General features: G+C 72.1%; 18 protein-coding genes. 10 read left to right on the top strand and 8 right to left on the bottom strand.

Translation table 11 applies throughout. The annotated features are described in order from the left end of the window. Window positions 1-63: 63 nt before the first annotated feature. Window positions 64-1,215: a glycosyltransferase gene (locus ACFVW6_RS20995; protein WP_378831239.1), complete on the bottom strand. Its 1,152-nt coding sequence runs from the start codon at window positions 1,213-1,215 to the stop codon at window positions 64-66. 128 nt (window positions 1,216-1,343) lie between these two features. Here ACFVW6_RS20995 and ACFVW6_RS20990 point away from each other — a divergent pair, with 128 nt between their 5' ends. Next, complete coding sequence (locus ACFVW6_RS20990) at window positions 1,344-2,054, top strand: HD domain-containing protein (protein WP_378831241.1); 711 nt, start codon at window positions 1,344-1,346, stop codon at window positions 2,052-2,054. Here the strand turns inward: ACFVW6_RS20990 and ACFVW6_RS20985 are convergent. After that, window positions 2,038-2,748, bottom strand: a complete 711-nt coding sequence (locus tag ACFVW6_RS20985; RefSeq protein WP_378831243.1) for a PIG-L deacetylase family protein — start codon at window positions 2,746-2,748, stop codon at window positions 2,038-2,040. The genes ACFVW6_RS20990 and ACFVW6_RS20985 overlap by 17 nt on opposite strands. Before the next feature lie 28 nt (window positions 2,749-2,776). Beyond that, window positions 2,777-3,220 (bottom strand): hypothetical protein, encoded by a 444-nt coding sequence (locus ACFVW6_RS20980; protein ID WP_378831246.1) that lies wholly within the window; start codon window positions 3,218-3,220, stop codon window positions 2,777-2,779. A gap of 51 nt (window positions 3,221-3,271) precedes the next feature. Between ACFVW6_RS20980 and ACFVW6_RS20975 the strand changes: the two genes are divergently transcribed. From ACFVW6_RS20975 to ACFVW6_RS20945, 7 genes are read left to right on the top strand one after another with little or no spacing between them, the layout of a single operon-like run. Then, window positions 3,272-4,126 (top strand): ABC transporter permease, encoded by an 855-nt coding sequence (locus ACFVW6_RS20975; protein WP_378831248.1) that lies wholly within the window; start codon window positions 3,272-3,274, stop codon window positions 4,124-4,126. Next, window positions 4,123-4,896 carry an ABC transporter ATP-binding protein gene (locus ACFVW6_RS20970; protein WP_378831250.1) on the top strand — a complete coding sequence of 258 codons (774 nt, stop codon included), beginning with the start codon at window positions 4,123-4,125 and terminating at the stop codon, window positions 4,894-4,896. Before ACFVW6_RS20975 ends, ACFVW6_RS20970 begins: the two co-directional genes overlap by 4 nt. Before the next feature lie 40 nt (window positions 4,897-4,936). Continuing rightward, entirely contained in the window at window positions 4,937-5,899 is a 963-nt protein-coding gene (locus ACFVW6_RS20965; RefSeq protein ID WP_378831253.1) for an ABC transporter substrate-binding protein, read from the top strand. Then, window positions 5,896-6,867: an asparaginase domain-containing protein gene (locus ACFVW6_RS20960; protein ID WP_378831255.1), complete on the top strand. Its 972-nt coding sequence runs from the start codon at window positions 5,896-5,898 to the stop codon at window positions 6,865-6,867. The genes ACFVW6_RS20965 and ACFVW6_RS20960 overlap by 4 nt, the downstream gene beginning before the upstream one ends. Continuing rightward, window positions 6,864-8,078: a M20 family metallopeptidase gene (locus tag ACFVW6_RS20955; protein WP_378831258.1), complete on the top strand. Its 1,215-nt coding sequence runs from the start codon at window positions 6,864-6,866 to the stop codon at window positions 8,076-8,078. Before ACFVW6_RS20960 ends, ACFVW6_RS20955 begins: the two co-directional genes overlap by 4 nt. A 19-nt stretch (window positions 8,079-8,097) precedes the next feature. Then, window positions 8,098-8,847, top strand: a complete 750-nt coding sequence (locus tag ACFVW6_RS20950) for a GntR family transcriptional regulator (protein WP_378831260.1) — start codon at window positions 8,098-8,100, stop codon at window positions 8,845-8,847. Between the two features lie 50 nt (window positions 8,848-8,897). Next, window positions 8,898-10,385: a carboxylesterase/lipase family protein gene (locus tag ACFVW6_RS20945; RefSeq protein ID WP_378831339.1), complete on the top strand. Its 1,488-nt coding sequence runs from the start codon at window positions 8,898-8,900 to the stop codon at window positions 10,383-10,385. A gap of 59 nt (window positions 10,386-10,444) precedes the next feature. Here ACFVW6_RS20945 and ACFVW6_RS20940 read toward each other — a convergent pair whose 3' ends face one another. The 5 genes from ACFVW6_RS20940 to pgsA form a co-directional block, all read right to left on the bottom strand. After that, window positions 10,445-11,299 (bottom strand): hypothetical protein, encoded by an 855-nt coding sequence (locus tag ACFVW6_RS20940; RefSeq protein WP_355277726.1) that lies wholly within the window; start codon window positions 11,297-11,299, stop codon window positions 10,445-10,447. Window positions 11,300-11,492: 193 nt separating this feature from the next. Next, entirely contained in the window at window positions 11,493-12,317 is an 825-nt protein-coding gene (locus ACFVW6_RS20935) for a PspA/IM30 family protein (protein ID WP_355277728.1), read from the bottom strand. Between the two features lie 195 nt (window positions 12,318-12,512). Next, the gene (locus ACFVW6_RS20930; protein WP_355277730.1) at window positions 12,513-12,965 is read right to left on the bottom strand and encodes a helix-turn-helix transcriptional regulator; all 453 of its coding nucleotides are present in this window, start codon (window positions 12,963-12,965) and stop codon (window positions 12,513-12,515) included. Window positions 12,966-13,056: 91 nt separating this feature from the next. Next, window positions 13,057-13,548: a CinA family protein gene (locus ACFVW6_RS20925; RefSeq protein ID WP_355277733.1), complete on the bottom strand. Its 492-nt coding sequence runs from the start codon at window positions 13,546-13,548 to the stop codon at window positions 13,057-13,059. After that, the gene (pgsA, locus tag ACFVW6_RS20920; protein WP_378831342.1) at window positions 13,545-14,156 is read right to left on the bottom strand and encodes a CDP-diacylglycerol--glycerol-3-phosphate 3-phosphatidyltransferase; all 612 of its coding nucleotides are present in this window, start codon (window positions 14,154-14,156) and stop codon (window positions 13,545-13,547) included. Before pgsA ends, ACFVW6_RS20925 begins: the two co-directional genes overlap by 4 nt. Window positions 14,157-14,383: 227 nt before the next feature. Between pgsA and ACFVW6_RS20915 the strand changes: the two genes are divergently transcribed. Next, window positions 14,384-14,950, top strand: a complete 567-nt coding sequence (locus tag ACFVW6_RS20915) for an amino-acid N-acetyltransferase (RefSeq protein ID WP_355277736.1) — start codon at window positions 14,384-14,386, stop codon at window positions 14,948-14,950. 36 nt (window positions 14,951-14,986) lie between these two features. Further along, window positions 14,987-15,271 carry a YciI family protein gene (locus ACFVW6_RS20910; RefSeq protein ID WP_378831266.1) on the top strand — a complete coding sequence of 95 codons (285 nt, stop codon included), beginning with the start codon at window positions 14,987-14,989 and terminating at the stop codon, window positions 15,269-15,271. Window positions 15,272-15,283: the final 12 nt, after the last annotated feature.

Genomic DNA, 15,283 nt, shown 5'->3' with positions numbered 1-15,283 from the left:
CTCGCGCTCGGCGACACCCGACAGGGTCACCGGCGCCCGAGCGCACCCCCGCGACCCCAGGGATCAGCGCTCGGCCGCCTTCTGGCAGATCTCGACCGGATCCTCCACCTCGGCCCGCCCGGCGGCCGCGCGCCGGGCCGCGGCGGTGTAGGCCGGGTCGTCGAGCACCTGCCGCACCGCGGCGCCGACCGCCTCGGGGGTCAGCGGCCGCACCAGCACCGAACTCCCCTGGCGCACCGCGCGATTGGCCAGTTCCCACTGGTCACCGCCGCCGGGCACGGTCACCACCGGCACCCCGGCGGCCAGGGATTTCGCGAGCAGGCCGTGGCCACCGCCGCCGACGACCACCGCCGCCTCGGTGAGCAGGGTGTCCTGGCGGCCCAGCCCGGCGGTCGCCCAGTCGGGCAGCTCGGCCGGTGGGGTGTCGAGCATGGAGACCGCGGCCCGGACACCGAGCCCGGCCAGTCCGGCCAGCACGGTGTCGACCATGGCGTCCACCCCCGTATGCGCGGTGGACGGGGCCACCATCACCAGCGGCGCGTCGCCCGGCGGGACCGGCAGGATCGCGTCGGTCGGCTCCCACAGCAGCGGCCCGACGACATGGGTGTCGGCGGGCCAGTCGGGCCGGTCGACCTCCAGCGCGGGCAGCGTCGCGACCAGCCGGGCGGTGGGGCCGGGATCCTCGGCGGGCAGGCCGATGCTCTCGCGCGCCGCCGAACGCTGCCGATTGCCCGCCTTGACCGCGCGGGCGGTCATCGTGCGCAGCACACCGTCGCGCACCCGCCCGCGCACGCCCTCCCCCGGCGCGAGACCACTGCCGATCGGCGGCAACGCTTTCGAGGGCAGGTACAGCGGATGCGGGGACAGTTCGACCCACGGCAGGCCGAGCCGCTCGGCCGCCATCCCGCCGCCCGCGGTGAGCACGTCCGAGACGATCAGGTCCGGCAGCATCGCGCTGAGTTCGGGCAGGTTCTCGGTCGCGATGTGGGCGGCGCGTTCGTGGATGCGCGCGCCCGCGTCGGCGTCGTTGTCGGTGGGTCGCGGTGCCAGCCCCTTGAGCCTGCGCACACTGATGCCCACGGCTCTGGCCGAGTCGAGCCAGCGCGGGCCGGTGAACAGCACCGGCTCGTCGCCCGCGGCCAGCAATCGCAGACACAACGCGATCGCGGGAAACGCATGCCCCGGATCGGGCCCGGCCACCACAGCTACTCGCATGCCGTCAGCGTGCCATACCTCCCGGCATGGTTCGCCGCGCCCAGCCGGCTACCGGCTGGTCGGCTACCGTCACGACGACAGCCGGGCGCGCGTCCGCCGGCCCGTCGAATCGCGAGGAGTGATCTGTCGTGCGGCCCGAAAACCCCACGCCCGACCCACCATCGGGCGAACCCGTCCCCGGCACACCCGCGCACGCAGCGCCAGGCTCGGGCGGCGCGATCACCACCGTCGACGCGCTGTTCGCGCTGCTCGCCCGCTGCGAAGACGCCTGGGACACCGCCGACCGCACCGGCGATCCGGTCGACATCCTCGATCACGACCGCCAGTGCGCGGAACTGCTCCGCCGCGACCAGCCCGCCGACCTGGAACTCCAGGTCGCCGGGCTGGTCCACGACATCGGGCACGTGCTGGTCCCCGGCGACGACGCGGGCCACGGCCGCCACGGCGCCGACGCGGTGCGTGCGCTGCTCGGCGAGCGGGTCGCGCGCCTGGTGGAACTGCACGTGGTCGCCAAACGCTTTCTGGTGGCGACGGATCCGGCGCACGCCGCCGGACTGTCCGCCTCGAGCCTGCGCACCTTGATCGCGCAGGGCGGGCCGATGTCGCCCGAGGAGGCGCGCGCCTTCCGCGCCGACCCGGACTTCGCCGCCGCGCTGGCATTGCGCCGTGCCGACGACGCGGGCAAGGTCGTCGGCTTGTCCGTCGCGCCGCTGCCGCAGTGGCGTCCGGTGGTCGAGCGCGTCGCCGCCCTCGCCCGCCACGATCGGCCGGTGCGGACCCGACCCGGCGCGGACGCCGTCAGCCCACCCCGGGAGAGGTGGCTCAGCCCCCGAAGGTGAACAGCTCGAATCCGACCGCGTGCGCGGCGGGGAACCCGTCCTTGGGACCCGTTGCGTAGGAGACGATCTCGTCCACCTGCTGTTCGACCGGTACCGGGCTGAGGACCTGGAGGTAGCGCCGGTGCGCGGACAGCGACGCCTTCGCCCGCGCCAGCTGCTCGCCGACGTCGACCGCGTGTGTCGCGACCGGACCGACCACGGCGGCCCAGCGCGCCGACCACGGCGCCAGGTCGGCGATCTCGGGGAAGATCCACTCGTTGCCCGCGTCGGAGATGGCGTCCATCGCCGAGCGGCCCACCGCCCGATGATCGGCGCTGTTGACCATCCCGGGCGCCCAGGTGTCGCCGAAGTTGAACAGCACCACCATCTCCGGGCGATGCCTGCGGATCGCGGCGGCCAGCTCCCGCCGCAGCGCCAAGCCCTCCTCGATCCGCCCGTCGGGGTGGTCGAGGAATTCGACGGTGTGGACGCCGACTTCCCGCGCGCCCGCCAGCTCCTCGATCTCCCGCAGCGGCCCGGCCTGCGCGGGCGGCATGCCCGCGATGCCCGCTTCACCGCGCGTGACGAGCAGATAGCGGATGTCCTTGCCCTGTCCGGTCCACCGCGCGACCGCGGCGGCCGCTCCGTATTCGATGTCGTCGGGATGCGCGACGATCACCAGTCCGCGCTGCCAGTCCTCGGGTACCTGATCCACCCGGCCATGCTAATCGCGGACGCCGCGATTACGGCTTGGTCAGCGTGGTCTTGTCGTTCGAGCCGGTCATCGCCTTGTACAGCAGGTACACCCCGGTGCCGATCGCGGCGATCACCAGGACCGGCAGCAGCGCCTTGATCAGCGCCCCGATGATCCAGAACGCGATCAACGCGACCACGACGATGCCGATGACTTTCCAGACCATGATGTGCTCCTCGCCAGTTCCGTGACCGCCCCGCGGCGATCCGACACCTTCGATGCTCCCACCCGCGATCCGATAAATCACCAGGTCAGCACGGAAATCGGGGGCGATCTCAGGGTTCACCCCGAGGCCGGGACACACCGGGACTACCCGGGCCGTCACCTTCGGATCAGCGTGAATCCGGTGGCGGATCCCGACCGGAGCGGCCCCGTCAGCGGGCGTTTCCCGGCGGTGCAGGTGGCGTAGCACGGCGGACGCGAATTCGGACACCTCGGCGTAATACCCCGGCTCTATAACATTCCTGACGCAGGAAAGGCGGGAATGGCCGTGACCACGGAAACCCTCGAAACCCGCGCCGCACCGATATCGGCGGCGCCCACCCGGCAACGGACATATCGCGCTCTTCGCGGACTGGGCACACCACTCGCTCGCGTCCTGACCGCGGGAATCGGAATCGTCGCCGTGGCCGCGCTGTGGACCGCGGTGCACGCGGCCGGGATATTCCCGGACATCCTCTTTCCCGGTCTCGGCGATATCGCCGCCGCGGGCGCGGCGATGTGGCGCGACGGCAGTCTCCGGGCCGACACGCTGGCCAGTCTGGACCGCGTCATCCGGGGTTTCGCGGTGGGCGTGCTCGTCGCGATCCCGGTGGGCGCGCTGACCGCGACCACCCGCGCGGGCAGGCTGATCGTGCAGCCAGTGCTGCGGTTGTTCGCGCCGGTGCCGACCGTGGCGCTGGTGCCGCTGGCCATTCTGTGGTTCGGGCTCGGCGAAGGCAGTAAACATTTCGTCATCGCGCTCGGCGTCTTCGTTCCGGTGTGGATCAATACGCATTCCGGACTTTCCGCGACGCCCGCCGATTTCCTGAAAGTCGCGCGCTGCGCGGGCGCTTCCCGCTGGCGCACACTCGTGCGCGTAGTTCTGCCCGAAGCATTTCCCGATATCGTCACCGGATTGCGGGTGGGCACCGCGACCGCGTTCGTCTTGATCGTGGTCGCGGAAATGGCCGGAACAACGGTCGGGCTCGGTTATCGCATCGCCCAGGCGCAGTTGTTCTCCCAGGTCGACCGGATGATCTTCTGCCTGCTCGTGCTCGGCGTCCTCGGCGTGCTGTGCGATCAGGTGGTGGCGCGCGCGGCGGCCCCGTTCATCGGCTGGGACCAGGAGGAACGATGAGCGTCACCCTGACCGCGCGCGGTCTGACCGTCGACTTCCCCCGCCGGACCCGCCCGGTCCTCGACGATCTGTCGCTGACCATCGAATCCGGTTCCTGCACAGTCCTGGTCGGACCGTCCGGCTGCGGCAAGTCCACCCTGCTCGACTGCTTCGCCGGGCTGCGGCTGCCGACCGCCGGGGTGGTCACCGAGGACGGCGTGCCGATCACCGGGCCCGCGCCGCGCCGCGGGGTGGTGTTCCAGCGCGACGTGCTGTTCCCGTGGTGCAGCGTGCGGGCCAATCTCGACTTCGTGCTCGGCGCCGCCGGTGTCCCGCGCCGGGCCCGCCCGGCCCGCATCGCACAGCTGCTCGCCGATGTGCACCTGCCCGCCGAGGTCGCCACCCGTCGGCCGCACCAGCTCTCGGGCGGAATGCGGCAGCGGGTCGGCGTGGCCAGGATGCTGGCCGGCGAACCCGAGGTGATGCTCATGGACGAGCCGTTCGCCGCACTCGACGCCCAGACCCGGCTGCACATGCAGGATCTGGTGACCGAGCTGTGGTCGAGTTCGGGGCGCACGGTGCTGTTCGTGACGCACGACGTGGACGAGGCGATCCGGCTCGCCGACCACATCGTCGTCCTCGGCGCGGGCCGGATTCGCGCCCGCCTCGACAATCCGCTCCCCCGCCCGCGCCCGGCCGACCGCCTCGCCGAGCTGCCCGGCTACAGCGCCCTGCGCCGCCGGCTGCACGCCGAATTGCGGGACGACGCGGACGATCTGCTCCCGTACTGACTCTCTTCTCTTCACTCGGAACCACTCTCGGAGGTCACCCATGTCCGGACCACTGCGCCGAGCCTGCGCGGCTCTGCTCGTCGCCGCCACCGCGGCCCTGTCCCTGTCGGCCTGCGCGGGCGAAACATCCACCGGCGCCGACACACTCACCGTCGGCTTCGTCGTCGACCCGTCGTGGGCGCAGATCCCGGTCGCCCAGCACAGCGGCGCCTTCACCCGGCACGGGGTGACGGTGCGGGTGGTCAACTTCGCCACCGGCGTGCAGGCTCTGCAGGCACTGCAGGGCGGCCAGGTCGATATCACCACCGCCGCCGACGTGCCCACCGCGAGCGCGCTGGCCAAGTCGAACGAGCTGCGGGTGGTGGCCGACGGGTCGCGCTGGATGGGCTCGCGGATCGTGGCACGCCGCGGCATCGAGAACCTGAACCAGCTGGCGGGCAAGAAGATCGGCACCCCGCTCGGCACCAGCGCGGCCTACTTCGCGGCCAAGGCCCTGACCAGTGCCGGGGTCGACGCCGAACTGGTCCAGGTGGCACCCGCGGCGATCACCACGGCGATCGCCAAGGGCGACGTCGACGCCGTCTCGATCTTCCAGCCCTACCAGGCCCAGGCGGTGGAGGTGCTCGGCGCGGACGCGGTCGAGCTGGACGTGACCACCGACCCCTACCGCCAGCACAGCCTGTACCTGGCCCAGGCCGCCGTCGCGCAGCAGAAGGCGGCGACCTTCCGGAAGTTCTTCGACGCCGTCGCCGAGGCGAGCGCCGCCCTCGCCGCGCACGATCCCGCCGCGACCGCCGCGGTCGCCGACGCGACGAAGCTGGCGCCCGCGCTGGTGGCGAAGGTGCTGGGCGAGTTCGACTTCACGCTGCAGCTGCGACCGGAACTCGCGGGCAACCTCGACGCGCTGGCCACCTGGGCGCGGTCGCGGAACTACCTGGATCCGGTGGTTCCCGCCGCCGACTATCCGCGCCTGCTCGACCCGAGCGCGCTGCCGCAGTCATGAGCGCGCCCACCCTGTTCACCCTCGGCGGCACGATCAGCATGCGGCTGGTCGACGGGCTCGCCGTACCCACCCTCGACGCCGACGGTGTCGCCGGGCTGCTCGGCGGCACACCGCCCGTGGCCGCCGTCGAGATCGCCCGGGTCGGCGGCTCGGAGGTCGACTTCACGCACCTGCGGGCCCTGCACGCGGCGATGACGGCCGCCGTGGCCGCTGGCAGCGGCGGCCTGATCGTCACCACCGGCACCGACTCGATCGAGGAGGTCGCCGCCTGGCTCACCTACACCGGACCGTGGACCGTGCCCGTGGTGGTGACCGGTTCGATGACGCCGGGCGGCGAACCGGGCAGCGACGCGCTGGCCAATCTGCGCGCCGCCGTGGCCGCCGTGGCGACACCGGTGTCCACCGAGCCGGTCGTGGCCTTCGCCGGCGCGCTCTGGCTCGGACGCGGGGTGCAGAAGGTGTCGGGCACCGGGCTCGCGGCCTTCGCGACCCCGGGACGGGCCGCGCTGGGCGTCGTCACGGGCACCGCGATAGCGGTCGAGCAGCCCGCGCCCGCGCCGGCCGCCACCGTGGGCGCACCGGGCACTGTCCTCGCCCGGGTTCCGCTGGTCGGCGCGTCGATGGCGGCCGACGACACCGCGCTGCGCGCCGTCGCGGCGGGTGCCGACGCCGTGGTCGTCGCGGGCAACGGGGCGGGCAACCTGCCACCGGCCCTCGCGGCCGCCGCGGCCGAGCTCGCCGCCGCGGGCACCCTGGTGGTGGTCGCCACCCGGGCCGCCGACAGCCGCACCGCCGCGGTCTACGGCTATCGCGGCGGGGGTGGCCTGCTCGTCGAGGCGGGTGTCCTGCTCGCCGACCGCATCACCCCGCACCAGGTGCGGGTGTTCCTCACCGTCGCGGTGTCGCGTGGCCTGACCGGGCCCGCGCTGCGCACCGCTCTCACCGAACATCTGGAGTCGCTGACGTGACCACCGTGCACATCCCCCGCCTGACCGCCCTGAGCGTCACCGAACTCGTCGAGCTGCTGGTTCCCGCCGGTCAGCCCTGGTGCGAGAACAGCCTCGACGGTCCGGCGCGGCCGCCCGAGGAGACCAGGGCGGCGCGCGAGATCGCCCCGTTGCTCGACGAACTCGGCTTCGCGACCCGTCTCGTCGGCCGCACCCCGACGCGCGCCAACCTGATCGCCACCAAGGTGTTCGGGCCGGGACCGACGCTGTTGCTGAACGACCATCTCGACACCTATCCCTCCGGGCCGCCCAGCCGATGGACCAAGTGCGACAACCCCTTCCGCGCCGTCGTCGACGACGGCCGGGTGTACGCGCGCGGCACCTCCGACACCAGGGGCAACCTGGCGACGCTGCTGCGCGCTGTCGCGCTGGTGTGCGCCACGCCGCCGGAGACCGGCACGCTGGTGGTCGCGCTCACCGTCGACGAGGAACGCAACGGCGTGGAGGGCGCGCTGTATCTGCTCGAGCAGCAGGGGCTGCGGGCGGACGCGAGCATCACCGTCGAGCCGACCGCCTGGACCGACGACACCGGTACCGGCGTGGCGGTGGCCACCCAGCACACCGGCCACGCGCTCGTCGACATCGCGGTCACCGGGCGGTCCAGCCACATCTGGCGGCCCGACACCGGCATCAATGCCGCGCACGCCCTGCTCGCCGTGCTGGCCGGGCTGTCGGGGTTGCCCACCGGCTGGGGACACAGCGTCGTCGGGCTGGACGCGGGCGAGGCGGGCATGGCCCAGTTCACCCCGCTCACCGCGTCGGCGCGGATCGCCATCGTCGGACTCGGTCCCGAGGTGAATCGCGCCGAGCTGCTGCAACGCGTCGACGACATCGCCCGCGCCCACCCGACCTCGGGCACCGACGTGCACGTCGCCTACGCCCCCGGGCCGACCTTCGTCCCCGGCACGGTGCCCCTGGACGCGGACGAACCGATCGTGGCGGCGCTGCGTGCCGGCTACCGGGACGCGGGCGGCGGCGAGGTCCGCACCTACGCCAAACCCGCCTATTGCGACACCATCCGCTTCCGGCACGCGGGCATCCCGGCGGTCACCTTCGGCCCCGGCGACGACGGCTGGGCGGTCTACGACGAGAGCATCGGCGTCGCCACCATGGAGTTCGCGGTCGACGCCTTGGCCGCCGCCATCGGCCGGTATCTGCGTCCGTCCAGGTGAGGCTGCGTATGCTCGGCGCGTGACCCACCAGCCCGACCCGATCCGCGCGCACCCCGGCCGACGGCTGCGCTCGGATCGGGCCAGGCAGGTCGCCGATGTGCTGCGCCGCCAGATCGCCCAGGGCACCATCGAGACCAAGCTGCCCGCCGAGGCGGTGCTGCAACGCGAATTCAGCGTGTCGCGCAACAGTATTCGCGAGGCACTCGAGATCCTGCGGCGCGAGGGCCTGGTCGACCGGTTTCCCGGCATCGGCACGGTGGTGCGCCGCCCGAAGCTCGAGCACACCATCGCCGCCACCCGTGGCCTGGCCGCGTCGCTGCGCGGGCACGGGACCGTGGTCAACGAGGTCCGGACCGCCGGGCAGGTCCGGCCGCCGACGGCGGTGACGAGCGCGCTCGGCCTCGGTCCCGACGAGCACGTCTGCTACATCGAGCGGCTGCGCCGCCTCGACGGCGAGCCGATCTCGCTCGACCTCACCTACCTGCCGCTCGACATCGGCACCGCGCTGCTGCACGCCGATCTGGAGACCGAGGACCTGTTCGCCCTGATCGAGCGGGCCGCCGACGACCGGCTGACCACCGTCTCGATCAACCTCGACGCCGTCACCGCCGACGACAACTCCGCCGCGCTGCTCGGGCTGCCGCCCGGCGGCGCGCTGCTGGTGCTGCAGCGGATCACCCGGCTCAGCGACGGCCACCCGGCCTGCCTGGAGTTCGTCCGGATGCGCGGTGACCGGATCACCCTGCGCATGTCTGCGCCGAACGGCTGACGGCGTGCGGCGCGCCCGGCCATACTCGGGGCGTGAGCGAGGAGGAGTCCATGGAACCCATCGTCACCATCGCGAGCGGCGCGGTGCGCGGCCGGACAGAGGCGGGCGTCACCCGATTTCTCGGGGTGCCCTACGCGGCGGCACCGGTCGGCGCGAAACGTTTCCAGCTGCCCGAGCCCGCGCCCGCCTGGGACGGTGTGCGGGAGTCGAGCCAGATGGGCGGGACCTGCGCGCAGTCGCCCTATCCGGCACCGATCCACGCACTGATCGGCAGCGACGGCATACCCGGCGACGAATACCTCAACGCGAACGTGTGGACCCCGGATCCCGGCGCGAGCGGGCTGCCGGTGCTGGTGTGGATCCACGGCGGCGCGTTCGTGCGCGGGTCGAACGCGCGCGCCATCTACGACGGCACGGCGTTCGCGCGCGACGGTGTGGTGCTGGTGTCGATCAACTACCGGCTCGGGATCTCCGGCTTCGCCGTGCTCGAGGGCGCCCCGCTCAATCGCGGGCTGCACGATCAGATCTTCGCGCTGCGCTGGGTCCGCGACAATATCGCCGCCTTCGGTGGCGATCCGGACAATGTCACCGTCTTCGGTGAGTCGGCGGGTGGGATGAGCGTGGCGGCACTGATCGCCGCGCCGCAGTCGACCGGGCTGTTCCGCCGCGCGATCATGCAGAGCGGCAACGGCGCGGTCGCCGCCGACGCCGACGACGCCCGCAAGGTGTCCGCCGCGCTGGCCGCGGAACTGGGCATCGCCCCGACCGCCGCCGATTTCGGTGGGCTCGGCCCCGACGAGTTGCGTGCCGCGCAGAACGCCGTCGCCCTCGCGGTGATGACCGATCCCGACCCCCGGCGCTGGGGCGCGTCGGTGGTCGGGCAGGGCATGGGCATCATGAGCCTGTTCCCGGTGATCGACGACGACATCGTCCCCGGCGCGCCGACGGCGGTGCTGGCCGCGAACCCCGACCGCGCGGTACCGCTCATCGCCGGCACCACCGCCGACGAGTTCCGGTTCTTCACCGTCCCGACCGGCATCACCGCGGCCGTCACCGCCGACACGCTGCCGTTCGTGCTCACCCGCTACGGCATCGATCCGGCGGTGGCGCAGACGTATTCGGCGCAGCGCCCCGACGCGGGCCCGGCCGAGATCTTCAACGCGATCCTCACCGACTGGTGCTTCCGGGCGGGCACGGTCGACTTCGCCGAGGCCAATGCCGCGGGCGCGCCCACCCACGTGTACGAATTCGCCTGGCCCACCGATCTTCCCGGCCTCGGCGCCTGCCACGTGCTCGAGGTGCCGTTCGTCTTCGACGCGCTCGCCGGGGCGCATGCGCTGACCGGTCCGCACCCGCCGCAGGCACTGGCCGACGAAATCCACGCGGCCTGGGTGCGATTCGCGACCGACGGCGACCCGGGGTGGCCTGCGTTCGACAGCGAGAACAAACAGGTGCGGATCTTCGACACCCCGGCGTCCTCCACGGTGGCGAACCCGCGCGGCGCCGAACTCGACGCGCTGCGCCAGACCATCGCCTGACCCGAATCGGCCCCGACGCCGAGCGCGCCGGGGCCGGAAGTCGTCGTGCGTCTGTCGGACTAGCGCGGGCCGGTGACGGGGCGGTCGGCCAGGTCGGTGAGCGCCTGGGCCCAGCCGTCGAGCCGGTCGGCGGCCTCGCGCAGATCCGCGACGATGCCGTTGAACTGGTAGGCGACCACGGTGTCCTCGGGGACGGCGAGAATGCGCGCCGCCGCGGCGACGAGCTGTTCGTATTCCATGACACCGTGTTCCAGCCGCGCGAGCACCCCGTTGACGGTGACCTTCAGCGCGGCAACGGTATCGGGATTGGCCCGGCCGACGGTGTCGGCGGCCTGCTCCATCGCCACGATGTCGGTGGCCAGCGCGTGCAGCGCGGCCGCGCCGGAGCGGGCCGTCTCGAGCAGGTCGCGCAGTTCGTCCTCGGGCAGTCGGCGGGTGCGGGCGATCTGGGCGCCGAGCCCGTGCAACGCGCGTTCGGCGCGGATCAGGCGCTGGATCGGACCGCGGGCCACCGAGCGCAGGCCCGGCGTCTTACGGGCGACGAAGGCCGCCTGCGGCAACGGCTGACCGCGCAATTGCAGATACCGACGCGCGCTCAACGCGGTCCCGGTCACGAAAGCGACCGCGCCACCACCGATCACGACGACCGCCCAGGCGGGCGCCGACACCACGGCCAGGCCCACCGCGCCGACGGTGGTGATGCCCGTGGCGGTGCCGAGCTGGAAGCTGCGCCGACGGGCGCGGCGCCTGCGGCGCAATTCCTTCTCGCGCGGATCGGCCCAGCGGCGCACCGCCACCATCGCCTGTTCACCGACCTCGCGCAGGGTAGCGGGCACCCCACCGGACACGGTGGGCCCCACCGGCGCCGCCGGATCGACGATCTCGGCTCGCTCGCGCCGTGTTCTCCCGCTCATCCCTCATCCTTTCGTCGCCACGGACCAGTGTCGCAGCAGACGACGACAAGTTGCCACCACCCGCACCGGGGACCAGGGCGGCGGCGCCCACCGGTTCGCGGCCGATCGCCGGTCGGGCTCCGTTGCGTCGCCGACGAACGAGCAAGCAACGGTGCCCGACCCGCGTCCGCGAACCCGCGTGGGCCGGTACTTCCTACTGCTGGGCGGCCTGGCCCTTGTTGATCTGCGGCGCCTGCGCGGGCTGCTGCTGCGCCGGATCGATCGCCGCGGCGTTGTTGCCGGTGGGCAGCGCGTCACCGCGCATCGAGGCGCGGATCTGCTCGAGCTTGCTGTGGCCCGCCATCTGGATGCTGGCCTGCTGGACCTCCATCATCCGGCCCTGCACCGTGTTCTGCGCCAGCTCGGCGGCACCGAGCGCATCGGCGTAGCGACGCTCGATCTTGTCGCGCACCGCGTCGAGGCTGGGCGTGGAACCGGGCGCGGACAGGGTGGAGTCCATCTGCTGCAGCGAGGCCGAGACCTGCTCCTGCATCTTGGCCTGCTCGAGCTGGCTGAGCAGCTTGGTGCGCTCGGCCACCTTCTGCTGCAACATCATCGCGTTCTGCTCGACCGCCTTCTTGGCCTGCGCGGCGGCCTGCAGGGACTGGTCGTGCAGCACCTTGAGGTCTTCCACCGACTGCTCGGCGGTGACCAGCTGGGCGGCGAACGCCTCGGCGGCGTTGGTGTACTGGATCGCCTTCTCGGTGTCGCCCGCGGCGGCCGCCTGATCGGCCAGCGTGACGGCCTGCCGGGCGTTGGCGTTGAGCTTCTCGACCTCGTCGAGCTGGCGGTTCAGCTTCATCTCCAGCTGACGCTGGTTACCGATCACCGACGCTGCCTGCTGCGACAGCGCCTGGTGCTGACGCTGCGCCTCCTCGATAGCCTGCTGAATCTGGACCTTCGGATCCGCATGCTCCTCGATCTTGGAGTCGAAGAGGGCCATCATGTACTTCCAGGCCTTCACGAACGGATTAGCCATCGATTGATCCCGCCTCCATCTGTGCGTCGCTCGTGCGACTGGTGGTGCGCGACCGTCACGCACCAGATATGTGCTTATCCTTCACCATGCGGCACCCGGGCCGGTGCGACCGGCCCGATCGACGCCTGATGAGAATCTATCCGTTCTCACCAGCTGTGTGCAGCGTCTCGCGCGTCGGGCACGTGGTTCGCCGCGTCACATTCCCTTCACCAGTACCAGCATCTCGGCCCTGGGCGCCGGGATGACGATGCGGGTGTCCTCGGCGATGCCGATCCGGGCGCCCTGCTCGGCCGACGCGCTCGCCGTGGCGGCCTGCTCCGGCGCGGCGGCGGGTTCGGCGGCCGCGGGCTCGGCGGCGGTGGCCTCGCGCTCGGCGGCGGGGCCGGTCAGCGCGGGCTCGCGCGGCGCGGAACCGTCGGCGCCGGCCATGATGGTGCTCACGTCCCACAGCACCCGCGACAGCGGCACGTCCAGTGCCTCGCAGATGGCGGCGAGCAGTTCACTGGAGGCTTCCTTGCGGCCGCGCTCCACTTCCGACAGATAGCCGAGGCTCACCCGCGCCGAGGTCGACACCTCGCGCAGCGTTCGATGCTGGGCGAGACGCGCACGCCGCAGACTGTCCCCGATTGCCTCCCGCAGCAGCGTCATCTCGTTCTCCTCCACCTCGTGTCACCGCCGTAGCGGTGCTCACCTCTTTCTGGCACAACGTCGAGCATCGGCCGGTGGTTCCCGGACGCGGCTAGTTCGTCGTCACACAGCGCAGCAACTCCCGCACCGCGCTGTGCACCGCACCGATCCTGATCGTCCACCGGTCGCCGTCGAGTTTCAACCGGACCACCTCACTGTGCCGTGGACCGGCCAATCCGAGGTATACCGTCCCGACCGGGTGCCCGTCCTGGGAATCGGGTCCGGCGACCCCGGTCAGGCCGACACCCCAGTCGGCGCCACAGCGCTGTCTGGCCCCCACGGCGAGCTGCTCGGCGGTCGACGCGGCCACCGGACCGTCGACCCGGAGGACGTCGTCGTCGACGCAGGCCAGATGGTTCTTCAGGTCGGTCGCGTACACGATCAGCCCACCCCGCAGCACCGCGCTGGCACCCGGCACCCCGGCCACGGTGGCGGCCAGCAGGCCCGCGGTCAGCGATTCGGCGGTGGCGACGGTCTGACCGGCCGCGGCCAAGGCCCCGACCAGCTCGGCGACCGGCGCGCCGCCGACGAGCGGATCGCTCACGAGCGGGACTCGCCGCGCGCGCGTCTCCCCGCCAGCCACAGGCGGGCCGCCTGGCCGACGTAGTCCAGGCCGGTGATCACCGTCAGCGCGACGGCCACGTACATCAGCACCATGCCCGCGGTGGCGAAGGCGCCCGAGAGCGGCAACAGCAGCAGCGCGATGGCGATCGACTGCACCAGCGTCTTGAGCTTGCCGCCGCGACCCGCGGGGATCACCCCGTGCCGGACCACGACCAGCCGCAGCAGGGTGATCCCGAGCTCGCGCCCCACGATGACCACGGTGATCCACCACGGCAGATCGCCCAGGATCGACAGCCCGATCAGCGCCGAACCGATCAGCGCCTTGTCCGCGATGGGGTCGGCCAGCTTGCCGAAATCGGTCACCAAACCGTATTTGCGGGCCAGTTGCCCGTCGAAGCGGTCGGTGATCGCCGCCAGCCCGAACACCGCGGCCGCGATGATCCGCCAGCGGGTGTCGTGCCCGCCCTCGGCGAACAGCGCCAGCACGAACAGCGGGACCAGCACGATGCGCGCGATGGTCAGCACGTTCGCGATATTGAGGACGGGAACCTGCTCCTCGGCGCGGCCCTGCACCACCCGCGGCGCCATGGCCGCCTCCCACCCGCGGTCGATCTCTTCGGGTCGCACGCTCATGCCCCGCCCTCTCGGCACTCACCGGCACTGCGCCGAAATCCACCCGTTTCGCGCGCGGTTTGCTCGCGTGGGCAATGCCGTCCGATCCGGTCGTCGAGCCCGGCGCGATGCGGTGAGCGGAACGACAGGATGTGCGGCACATGTTCAGACTATCGGTAACCCGGCCGACTACTGTGCACCCCATGACCTCACGGGGACCACTGGGTGGTTCGACCAGCGACGCGCATCCCGCCGCGCCCACTGTGGCGCCTGTCTCCGGTGTGGTCGTGCGACGAGCCCGAACCTCGGACGTCCCCGAGATCAAGCGTCTGGTCGACGAGTACGCGGGCCGCATCCTGCTGGAGAAGAACCTGGTCACGCTGTACGAGTCGGTCCAGGAGTTCTGGGTGGCCGAGCTCGACGGACAGGTCGTCGGCTGCGGCGCCCTGCACGTGCTGTGGGCCGATCTGGGTGAGGTGCGCACCGTCGCGGTCGATCCGGTGGTGAAGGGCCGCGGGGTCGGTGGCGCCGTCGTCGAGCGGCTGGTCGCGGTCGCGCGCGAGCTGCAGTTGCAGCGGCTGTTCGTGCTGACCTTCGAGGTGGACTTCTTCGGCAGGCACGGATTCGTCGAGATCGACGGCACGCCCGTCACCGCCGAGGTGTACGCCGAGATGTGCCGGTCCTACGACACCGGTGTCGCGGAGTTCCTCGACCTGAGCTACGTCAAGCCGAACACCCTCGGCAACACCCGCATGCTGCTGACTCTCTGAACATCCGCAAGTCCACCGCGAGAAAGCGACCGAGAAGTGCCGATCTTCGCCGTCCACTACACCTACACCGAGGCCACCGCGGCCGACCGGGCGACCAACCGCCCCGAGCATCGCGGGTGGCTCAACGCGCTCGTCGAGGTGGGCACGGTGCTCACCAGCGGCCCGTACCCGGACGGCACCGGCGCGCTGCTGATCTTCCGCGCCGCGGACGCGCAGTCGCTGACCACGCTGCTGACCGAGGACCCGTTCGCGAAGCTGGGCCTGATCGAGGCCGTGCGGGTCGTCGAATGGCAGCCGGTGATGGGCGCCTTCGCCGAGTGAGCGGCCGCTGAC

Source organism: Nocardia sp. NPDC058244 (genome assembly GCF_042882065.1).
Lineage (GTDB): Bacteria > Actinomycetota > Actinomycetes > Mycobacteriales > Mycobacteriaceae > Nocardia.
The sequence above is the reverse complement of the archived record's forward strand: the minus strand, read 5'-3'. Positions and strand labels throughout refer to the sequence as shown.

Excerpts from the sequence above, each read along its gene's own strand:
- ACFVW6_RS20960 (WP_378831255.1), top strand. The coding sequence starts at position 5,896 with ATGAGCGCGCCCACCCTGTTCACCCTCGGCGGCACGATCAGCATGCGG.
- ACFVW6_RS20945 (WP_378831339.1), top strand. The coding sequence starts at position 8,898 with ATGGAACCCATCGTCACCATCGCGAGCGGCGCGGTGCGCGGCCGGACA.
- ACFVW6_RS20975 (WP_378831248.1), top strand. The coding sequence starts at position 3,272 with ATGGCCGTGACCACGGAAACCCTCGAAACCCGCGCCGCACCGATATCG.
- ACFVW6_RS20935 (WP_355277728.1), bottom strand. The coding sequence starts at position 12,317 with ATGGCTAATCCGTTCGTGAAGGCCTGGAAGTACATGATGGCCCTCTTC.
- ACFVW6_RS20915 (WP_355277736.1), top strand. The coding sequence starts at position 14,384 with ATGACCTCACGGGGACCACTGGGTGGTTCGACCAGCGACGCGCATCCC.
- ACFVW6_RS20940 (WP_355277726.1), bottom strand. The coding sequence starts at position 11,299 with ATGAGCGGGAGAACACGGCGCGAGCGAGCCGAGATCGTCGATCCGGCG.
- pgsA (WP_378831342.1), bottom strand. The coding sequence starts at position 14,156 with ATGGCGCCGCGGGTGGTGCAGGGCCGCGCCGAGGAGCAGGTTCCCGTC.
- ACFVW6_RS20965 (WP_378831253.1), top strand. The coding sequence starts at position 4,937 with ATGTCCGGACCACTGCGCCGAGCCTGCGCGGCTCTGCTCGTCGCCGCC.
- ACFVW6_RS20970 (WP_378831250.1), top strand. The coding sequence starts at position 4,123 with ATGAGCGTCACCCTGACCGCGCGCGGTCTGACCGTCGACTTCCCCCGC.
- ACFVW6_RS20930 (WP_355277730.1), bottom strand. The coding sequence starts at position 12,965 with ATGACGCTGCTGCGGGAGGCAATCGGGGACAGTCTGCGGCGTGCGCGT.
- ACFVW6_RS20995 (WP_378831239.1), bottom strand. The coding sequence starts at position 1,215 with ATGCGAGTAGCTGTGGTGGCCGGGCCCGATCCGGGGCATGCGTTTCCC.